Genomic DNA, 9,482 nt, shown 5'->3' on the forward strand with positions numbered 1-9,482 from the left:
CACGCCCAGATTTAACTGAGAGGTGCGGGGAATAATATCCCCCATCGACTCAACCAAAGAGTGTTCTGGCAAACATTAGCCAGTCTATGCCGCCGTTGCGAGGCATTATTCATGCAGCAATGGTTCTGGACGATGCTCTCCTGCTCGACCTCAACCAGGAACGTTTAGCAAAAGCGATCGCACCCAAGGTCATTGGAGCTTGGAACTTGCATACCCACACCTTGAACGCACCGTTAGATTTCTTCGTGTCATTTTCCTCGTTTAGTTCCATTATTGGAAATGCAGGACAGGGGAATTATGTGGCCGCTAATACTTTTCTTGATACGCTGGCACATCACCGCCGCGCTTTAGGACTGCCAGCCTTGACCGTCAATTGGGGTGCGATTGCTGATGTTGGTTATGTCGCTGATAACACTGTAATCGGTCAGTATTTAGACCAGATTGGAATGAAAGGTTTGCGATCGCACCAAGCACTACAGATATTAGGACAATTACTCCGTGTCGAGGCAGTGCAAACAGGAGTAGCACCTTTTAACTGGCAGCGCTTGAGCGAGATTTACCCAACTGGTGCATCAGCGCGATTTTCTCAGCTAGTCAACGAAGCAGCTGTTCTACCAAAGGCGGACAGGCGCAATAGCAAAGGAGATTTGCTCTTAGACGACCTGATGACAGCCCAACCAACAGAGCGCTTGCAAATTTTGGAATCTCATCTGCGAGAACTCGTAGCTCGGGTATTGGGAACTTCTCCTGCCAAATTGGATAGTCAAAAATCGCTGACCAATCTGGGACTTGACTCCTTGATGGGAGTAGAACTGAGTAACCGAATAGAGAGCGTTTTGGGTGTGAGTGTACCCACAATGAAACTCATGCAGGGCCCAAGTATTTCGCAACTAGCAGTGGAGCTAGTTGAGCAACTGATGGGAACTTCCCAGACACAATTACCTTCTTCAGTGACCGCAGTTCCAACTGATTGGCTTGTTTTCGCCAAACCAAATCCGGATGCCTGCTTGCGTCTGTTCTGCTTCCCATACCTTGGAGGCAGTTCCTCAGAATTTCTTCCTTGGTCAGATTGCTTACCGTCAAGTGTAGAAGTTTGTGCCGTTAAGCTTCCCGGAGGTAAAGACTTTTTGGGCGAACAGTCATTCGACGAGCTAACCTCTATTGTAAAAACCTTGGTACAAGTTCTGCTTCCTTATCTAGACAAACCATTCGCTTTCTATGGTCACAGTCTAGGGGCATTGGTCAGCTTTGAACTCACCCGTCAGTTGCGCCGCGAAAATAGTAAAACTCCTGCTCACTTGTTCGTTGGTGCTTCACAAGCTCCTCAGATACCCTATTTACATCCTTCTGTTGAGAAGCTCCCTGAATTCGAGTCAGTCAAAGGAGTATCTATCAACGATTTACCCCAATTGTATCGGGACAATACAGAACTGGTGGGATTGTTACCACTGATTTTAAAGGAAGTAACTTTGTTGGCTGAAAGATACAGCTACACAGAGGAAGAGCCACTAAATTGTCCTATTTCTGTGTTTGGAGGGATTCAAGACAAGGTGATAACTGAAGATTTACTTTCGGCTTGGCGTGAACAAACTCGCAGTAACTTTAAGCTGCAAATGTTAAGCGGCAATCATTTATTCTTGCATAGCGATCAACAGCTGCTTTTGCAAGCAATATCTGAGGAGCTATCATCAATTCTTTGTTTGTCAATTAGTTGACACAAGACTCTTTCTAAAAAGAGTTATAGGAGAACAGTACACTAGTACAAAAAGGCAGATAGCAGAAGAAATATTGGTTTTAAAATCAGCTTTTTACCTTTTTTAAACTTTCCAACTAATGGAAACTTTCTGCCCCACTGCACTAGTTTTTTCCCTTACATTTTTGGAATAAAGATTACCTTGTAAAAACCATAAATATACACATGACAACCATTACTATTCCATTCCAACTAAATTTTGAAGAGATGGGCGAGCATTTATTAAACAAAGATGTTGTCAGTCAAATCAACTCAATATTTGCAGAGTATGGAGCCGTTTTACTGCGGGGTTTTCCGTTGAAAACTGCTGAAGATTTTGCAGATGTTGCAACACAGTTTATCACTACCCCAACGGATTACACGGGTGGCACTATAGTTCGCCAGCCAATAAAAGGCTTAGTATACAATTCAAGTGAATTCCCTCCAGCAGTCACCTTTCCTATTCACAATGAAATGGGGTATGCTGATAAGCCTCCCGAACGAATACTTTTTTTCTGTTTAGAAAAAGCAGAGGTAGGGGGACAGACACCAATCTGCGACTGTCGGCGTGTTTTGCAACGGCTACCAAATCAACTTGTGGATGCCATACGTACTCACGGCGTTCGCTATATCCGACGCTTACCGAAAGAAAATGGAGATTACTTAGGAGGTTGGAGTCAAGCTTTCAAAACTGAAGATACCCGTATTGCCGAAGAAAGGTGCAAGGCAATGGGTTGTGACTGTACTTGGGATGAGGGCGATATTATGGTGATTACTAACACCGTAGAAGGTATTCGTCGCCATCCACACACAGGGGAAGAACTTTGGGTTAATCAAATTACTAGCTATCACTCCTCAAGACATGAACACGCACTGCGGATTACACCACAGGAATTTTTTGGTGATTTAGTAGCATCTGTCAAGTCAGATAAAATAAAAGCATCTCCAATCCTTAAGTTTATAGCGAGAGCTTCTAGCCCATTACTCCTCAAATTAGGGAGCAAGATGCTTCCAATACTTTTATTTTTCCAAAAGTGGTATGCTCCCGGTAATATTTATTGGAATTGTACCCTTGGCAATGGTACTCCTTTTACACGCAAGGATATTGAGGCAATATGGGATGCTGTCATTACTGAAACTATTGTCTTCAACTGGCAGCAAGGAGATATTTTGTTTCTTGATAACTTCCGATTTGGACATGGACGCAAGCCGTTTCGAGGTAAGCGGCAAGTTCTTGTAAGTTTCGGTTCTTAAGTCATGGGGTAATGGGTAGCAATAATTTCGTTGTGGTGGTTTCCCCTCAGCGCGGTAGATGTGGGGATTTTTATCGGTATGTACATATTTTGACTACAACAGGGATAAGTCTAGGATTTCATCGACGGCAGTTCGCGGGTCATTAACAAGTGATGATCGTCCACCTTTTGATGCATCTGGTTTAAAATTACAAGAACGTTTGACATTAATAGAACAAAGTCTCCAAAAAGTGGAGAAAAAAAAAGCTACCACAAGCATTAATCAAGCTCAAAAAAATTTTTCTAAAGGTCTTGAAGGAACTTCAGCGTTATTTACTCCAAAGTTAGATTGGGATGAAAATATGGCAGCACACGAAGAGAGCCGATTACTTGAAAAATTTTCAGGTCGATGGCGAATAATTTCGGCAGCTTTCATCGCATTAGCCATAGGACTCTCATCTGTCTACGTTCTTTCACAATATCGGTCTAATATTCAGACTCACCCATTAAAATCCTATAAAGCAACTCCCGTCATAGTTGCGATTACTGCCTTGGGGCGCCTAGAGCCTCAAGGCGAAGTTACTGTGTTATCCGCTCCCAGTTCACTCTCAGGTAACCGAGTAGAAAAACTGCTGGTCAAAGAAGGAAGCAGAGTTCGGGCAGGGCAAATAGTGGCATTTCTCCAAGATTATGCTAAAGCGACAGCGGCACTGCAACAGGCACAAGACAAAGTTAAAGTTGCTAGAGCTAAATTAGCGCAGGTTAAAGCCGGAGCAAAATCGGCAGACATTGAGGCTCAAAAAGCAGTAGTGACCCGTTTAGAAACTCAATTAAAAGGAGAAGTTACCACTCAACAAGCAACAATTGCCCGCTTACAAGCTCAATTCAACAACGCTCAAACCGAGAATAATCGTTATCAGCAGTTATATACAGAAGGTGCTATTTCAGCTTCTATTGCAGATAGCAAGCATTTAGAATTTCAGACAGTACAACAACAACTAACAGAAGCTAAAGAAAACTTAAACAAGAGTATTCATACTCTTAACGACCAGATAAAAGAAGCAAAAGCCAGGTTGGTAAGTCTTAGCGAAGTGCGTGATGTAGATGTTCAGGTGGCACAAGCCGAAGTCGAAAGTGCCATGACTGCAATTACACAAGCAAAAGTAGAACGAGATTTAACTTATGTTAAATCTCCTATAAATGGAAGAATTTTAAAAGTTCATACCAAAACAGGAGAAACGATTGGCAATTCAGGAATTGTTGATATAGGTGAAACGTCTCACATGTATGTCGTGGCGGAAGTTTATCAAACTGATATCAAAAAAGTGCGTGTAGGTCAAAAAGCCAGCATCAGCAGTACTATATTTACTGGAAAATTACGGGGAGTAGTGAGCGAGATTGGTTTACAAGTTAGCAAACAGAGTGTTTTAAGTCTTAATCCAGGGGTAGACACAGACCGGAGAGTAATTGAAGTGAAAATCCGTATAGATAATCCAGAGGACAATCAACAGGTTGCAAGTTTAACCAACTTACAAGTAGATGTAGCCATTCAAATATAATTGCCATCTTCAAGTTAGTTAAAATAATTACAACTGGGAATTATGAATTTTAAAATTCCTTTAGCTTGGCTACAACTAGCCCAAAACAAAGTTCGTTTTTTAGCAGCTGTGGCTGGGATTACTTTTATTGTAATTTTGATGTTTACACAACTTGGTTTCCAAGATGCCCTTTATTCAAGTGCTATCAGGGTACATCATAGTCTCCAAGGAGATTTATTTTTAGTTAGTTCTCAATATAAATCTTTAACTTCCAATCAAAGCTTTTCTCGTACTCGTTTATATCAAGCTTTAGGATTTAATGGTGTTAAGTCAATCAGTCCGATGTATTTAGGCTTTGCTAAATTCAAGAATTCAGTAAACGGGGAAAAATACTCCATATATCTGATTGGTGTTGAGCCAGGGAGAATAGCTCTTAATTTACCAGAAATGGAGAGTAATTTAGATAAAATTAAAATTCCTGACATGGTTCTTTTTGACCAAAAATCTCGAACTGAGTTCGGGCCAGTTGCTGAAAAATTTAAATCAGAAAATACTGAGCAAATAGTCGAAATATTTGCTTTTAACGCAGTTAAAGGTTATCGAGTTAAAATCGGTGGTTTATTCAGCTTGGGCCCTTCTTTTGGAGTAGATGGTAATTTAATTGTCAGTGACTCAACTTTCCTCAGAATATTTCAAAATAACCGAACTTCAGAAATGATAGATGTAGGTGTGATAATTCTTGATTCTGGTGTCGAGTCACAAAAAGTTTTGACCAATCTACAAACCAATTTAGGTAATGATGTCTTAATATTTACCAAACAAGAGTTTCAAGACTTTGAGAAAAAGTATTGGGCTACAAGAACACCTATTGGTTTTATATTTAACCTTATGCTCGTAATGTGTTTTATTATTGGTATAGTCATTGTCTATCAAATTCTTTATAGTAATATTTCAACTCAAATAACTGCTTATGCTACTTTAAAAGCTATTGGATATACTAATAAATATTTACTAAATGTAGTATTTAAGCAGGCTTTAATATTAGCATTATTGGGTTATATTCCAGGTTTTATTATTTCTTCATATATCTACAGCTTCACAGCAAAAACTACCAATTTACCAATGAGAATGAGCTTAAATAATATATTAATTATTTTAATCTCAACAATTTTAATGTCTACAGTTTCCGGACTTTTAGCTATGAATAAACTACGCTCGGCAGATCCAGCAGATATTTTTTAGTTAAGGAAAATTTAGTTCTCTATCTTTCTCAATGTAGAAGTTCTTATCTTCTTGTCTTGAAACTAAAAATATTGAGTTCCGCAGTTGGGTTCACAAGTGGAAGCAACAGTTATCGTAGCAGCTTGTGGTGTAGGTATGGTTAGCAGAGAATTGAGCTTCTACCGAATTACGACGGATGCAAGACAACCACTATTACCAAGATGGTGGACACCTCGGCTTTGAGGATTATTGCGAGAACGAATTAACTAAACATGGGGGATATCGCCGGGTCAGAGATTTGCTATCTGCAAAGAAAGTAGTTGATACCCTGCCAGAGGAACTGAGGGTAAAAATCACTAAGCCCTCTCAAACTCGCTCCTTGCTCAAGCTGGTCAAGACTCCCGACAAGATACTGCCCCTGAAGAAATACGTGCTTTAAATCAAGCATCTATTTCAGGTCAAAGTCAGTCAGAGCAAGGGTTATGTGAATCCTCACGAACTGCTCAGGAACACCTCACAATCTCTTCAAAAGAGATTGTTATATCTCTGACACGCTTACAGGAAATTCGCATGAGGAGGAGACGACTCATGCGCCTTGGAGGGCGCGTCGCCTCAGTCTGTCGAGGGCGTGGAAGAGTTACCTGCGGTAACGGATTGTACGACGCTAGCGCTTGCGGATGCTGCACAGAGTCAATCTACTTCGTTGTTGGCTGAAAACCAGAATTGTGGCGTTGAGCCGCGAGACTGTTATGAAGGTGGTTATTCCGCCGCGCCCGTTGCCCAAAATGAATTTTCTTTAAATTCTGCGATGCCTGCGGCGGGCGTAGCCATCGCTAATCAAACTCAAGGGCAGGTAGAACAGGGTTATTCTGCTTCGTTGTTGGTTGAAAATTCAGTTTCAGGTGGAGAAATAAAAGCAAATCATGAGGGTGATTGTTCCGCCGCACCCGTGGCAAATCCTGAAAAGTGGTCGCATGAGGCGATAGTTGCGCGGTCAAATGTACGACCAGAACGTATGCAGAAACTGAAAGTGGCAGCGAATTCGGATGCTTCCTAAATATTAGACCTGAATCCTTACGGTATGTTTTCCACCGCGCCTGTTGCACAAAATGAATTTTCTTCAAGTTCGGCGATCTCTAATCAAACACCAGAGCTTGTAGAAGAGGGTTGTTCTGCTTTGTTGTTAGGAAAAAACTAAGTTTCGGGTGTGGAAGTCAAAGCAGTTGATGAAGGCACTTGTTCCGCCGCGCCTGTCCCCAGTGCTGAAAAATGGTCACATGAGGCGATAGTTGCGAGGTCAAATGTACGACCGGAGCGGATGCGGAAACTGAAAGTTGTGGCGAATTCGGGGCAGAATCCGGGGTTTGACTTCTTGCAGGAGTGTTGGAATGATGACTCGGTGCTTGTGATAGTCATCAAAAAGCTAGTAGCGAAGTTTCCGCAGTGGGGGATTGCGATTGTTGATAGGGTGCTGATGAAGTGGAATGAGTAGTGAATCTGTACAATCGAGAAGAGTTTGGGCTTGCTGTTTAATACCCAGATTTCCTTGTCTAGAGCATTACCCTGCAATGTCATTAACTTGATGACACCTCAACGACATTTTGGGCAAAGCTCTTATAAGCATCGCCCATTTGTTTAGCTATCGAGTCAGGAAAGACGTGAAAATCCCCAGCTTTGAGAGCTTTTATTATCCCGTCTGCCACAAGTGTTGGTGGCTGTGCAACCTCACTCATTCCTGCCGCATCGCCCATATCCGTGGCAATCGGGCCAGGGTGAACACTTAGCACAAGCGTGCCCTGCTCACTCAATAGTTCTCGTAATGCCTGGGTGATTGAATAGGCCGCAGCTTTTGAGGCACAGTAAGTAGCAGAGTCGGGGAAACCTTTGAGCGAAGCAACAGAATTGATTTGGGCAAAGACACCACCTCCATTGGCTTTGAGTACCGGGGCAAACGCCTGAGCCATGTAGATCAATCCATATACATTGATCTTCATCTGAAATTCAAGAGCGGCGATCGCATTCTCAGCTAAGGGAGTTCCAGCTTGAAAGACTCCTGCATTATTAATAACGATTTGCACATCTGGGGCAGTTTGAGCAGCAGCAACAATAGATTGGGGATCAGCTAAATCAACCTGAATTGGTACTACCCGTAAGCCGTATTGTTCAACCAATGAGGAAACACTGTTGAGCTGACGAACAGCCGCATAGACTTTGGTGGCTCCGTGTTCAATAAACGACTCAACTATCGCCTTGCCGATGCCGCGATTTGCGCCCGTAACCAAAATGGTTTTGTCTTTGATGTCGTAGTTCATTTGGATTTCTCCTTATGGTTTTCCATGCTCTGAAAAACCTTGGACAATCGCTCTAAGTTAGGGCAAAGAAATTTAGCTGCTCTCTAGAAGAAAGACTGCGGCTTCCACCGCTCCTTCTAGCATGGTATCATCATCCATCATGCGAATCTAGCAACACCGATTTTTTAGCCGTCTTTGAAGTTTGTGATTTTTGAGGCATTGCCCGTAAGTATATGAGGAAACTTATTTGTTGCTGCTTGTAAAGATGGGAGAAAGCCGGAGTCGGCACAGGCCAAATCTGCTGTAATTGCTTGGTTTAAGTGAGCGAGGCGGCAAAGGATTGTAATTGCGCTGTCTGGAGGATATTGCCGTAAATCCGGGCGTTTATCTTTGGAATAGCCATGACGCAGTAGAGTTTCTTCTATATCACTTTGTACACCGTGGTTTACACTAAAATTTGTTGTGTCTGTGCGCGCTATTTTTGTTGGTAATTCGTAGGCTCTAATAATCTGCCTGCCTAATTTTATTTCTATTTCTTGCCTTGCAATCACTTGCAATCCCAATTCTTCTACAACTCTTGCTAATCAGTCATCACTGGCATCTTTTTCTCCTATCGACCACCCCGTTGTTAGTTCCAAAATATGAAGGTGTCTTTTTACCCACGCTTCTACTGCACACAACCGATGATCTGATTGCGTGATTATGTATGTTAGTAATAATACACTCAACTGCCCATAACTCATTCCTTGGTGGTTTCCGTGCGGTTTCTTCATTTTTTGGTCGATATGTTTGGCTATTTCTATCCGCTTCAGCCATTCCACTATTAATGGAATATCATCTATCCGCTCGGAGCTGATTTTTACCTCTACTTCGCTCATCAATGCACCCCATCCCCGCACAATTATTCACTTCACACTACCCCCAAATTCCCTCTTCTCATCCCTAAGATCAAAAATCGTCTTATCCCTTACCCCTCAAGCCATTAATTCCTTTTACTACCTCAAAATCAGCGAACGCACAGTTTTTACAACTTGGAAAACAATATATTTAACCCTTCGGTCATCGTGGGATGAGTCAAAATACCATCGCGCAGAACGGTGTAGGGCATCTGAGCTTGCATCACCATCTGCACCGTCGAAATCACTTCACCTGCTTCATGACACAACAGGGAACACCCTAAAATACGACCTGTATCTGTATCCACGATCGCCTTCAAAAGTCCATCGGTTTGACCGAGTGTTTTCGCTCTAGGAACGGCTGACGCATCCACCTTCGCCACGCGGATAGCATATCCTTGTTGCTGTGCTTCAGTTTCAGTCAAACCCACATGAGCCAGTTCTAGATCGATGAACAGACAAGATGGAACCAATCGCTCCCGTGTACTCCGGTTGCCCCCATCAATTAAATTAGCTTCGGGACTTAGACAAAACAGAAGAGTAAAAAAGAGTACAATGCTTAATTAGCATAG

The 9,482-nt window shown here is 42.3% G+C and carries 11 protein-coding genes; 7 read left to right on the forward strand and 4 right to left on the reverse strand.

Features of this window, described 5'->3' with window-relative positions:
* Positions 1-65 precede the first annotated feature (65 nt).
* From HWQ42_RS02700 to HWQ42_RS02730, 7 genes are all read left to right on the forward strand, one after another.
* Positions 66-1,715 (forward strand): KR domain-containing protein, encoded by a 1,650-nt coding sequence (locus tag HWQ42_RS02700; protein WP_292809083.1) that lies wholly within the window; start codon positions 66-68, stop codon positions 1,713-1,715.
* 203 nt (positions 1,716-1,918) lie between these two features.
* Positions 1,919-2,986, forward strand: a complete 1,068-nt coding sequence (locus HWQ42_RS02705; RefSeq protein WP_292809067.1) for a TauD/TfdA family dioxygenase — start codon at positions 1,919-1,921, stop codon at positions 2,984-2,986.
* Between the two features lie 340 nt (positions 2,987-3,326).
* The gene (locus HWQ42_RS02710; RefSeq protein ID WP_292809085.1) at positions 3,327-4,523 is read left to right on the forward strand and encodes an ABC exporter membrane fusion protein; all 1,197 of its coding nucleotides are present in this window, start codon (positions 3,327-3,329) and stop codon (positions 4,521-4,523) included.
* A 42-nt stretch (positions 4,524-4,565) separates the two neighbouring features.
* Complete coding sequence (gene devC, locus HWQ42_RS02715) at positions 4,566-5,744, forward strand: ABC transporter permease DevC (protein WP_292809069.1); 1,179 nt, start codon at positions 4,566-4,568, stop codon at positions 5,742-5,744.
* Positions 5,745-5,919: 175 nt separating this feature from the next.
* Positions 5,920-6,162, forward strand: coding sequence for a hypothetical protein (locus HWQ42_RS02720; protein WP_292809071.1), 243 nt, complete (start codon positions 5,920-5,922; stop codon positions 6,160-6,162).
* 189 nt (positions 6,163-6,351) lie between these two features.
* Entirely contained in the window at positions 6,352-6,780 is a 429-nt protein-coding gene (locus HWQ42_RS02725) for a hypothetical protein (RefSeq protein WP_292809073.1), read from the forward strand.
* 150 nt (positions 6,781-6,930) lie between these two features.
* Positions 6,931-7,215, forward strand: coding sequence for a hypothetical protein (locus HWQ42_RS02730; protein WP_292809075.1), 285 nt, complete (start codon positions 6,931-6,933; stop codon positions 7,213-7,215).
* Positions 7,216-7,297: 82 nt separating this feature from the next.
* Here HWQ42_RS02730 and HWQ42_RS02735 read toward each other — a convergent pair whose 3' ends face one another.
* The 4 genes from HWQ42_RS02735 to HWQ42_RS02750 all read right to left on the reverse strand — a co-directional run bounded on the left by HWQ42_RS02735 (position 7,298) and on the right by HWQ42_RS02750 (position 9,383).
* The gene (locus HWQ42_RS02735) at positions 7,298-8,035 is read right to left on the reverse strand and encodes an SDR family oxidoreductase (RefSeq protein WP_292809076.1); all 738 of its coding nucleotides are present in this window, start codon (positions 8,033-8,035) and stop codon (positions 7,298-7,300) included.
* A gap of 164 nt (positions 8,036-8,199) precedes the next feature.
* On the reverse strand, positions 8,200-8,565 hold the full coding sequence (locus HWQ42_RS02740) for a hypothetical protein (RefSeq protein WP_292809078.1): 366 nt from the start codon (positions 8,563-8,565) through the stop codon (positions 8,200-8,202).
* Positions 8,566-8,598: 33 nt separating this feature from the next.
* Positions 8,599-8,892, reverse strand: a complete 294-nt coding sequence (locus HWQ42_RS02745; protein ID WP_292809080.1) for a hypothetical protein — start codon at positions 8,890-8,892, stop codon at positions 8,599-8,601.
* Positions 8,893-9,038: 146 nt separating this feature from the next.
* On the reverse strand, positions 9,039-9,383 hold the full coding sequence (locus HWQ42_RS02750; RefSeq protein ID WP_292809082.1) for a hypothetical protein: 345 nt from the start codon (positions 9,381-9,383) through the stop codon (positions 9,039-9,041).
* Positions 9,384-9,482 lie beyond the last annotated feature (99 nt).

The sequence above is a fragment of the Nostoc sp. JL23 genome, from assembly GCF_017115065.1.
Taxonomy (GTDB): Bacteria; Cyanobacteriota; Cyanobacteriia; order Cyanobacteriales; family Nostocaceae; genus Nostoc; species Nostoc punctiforme_A.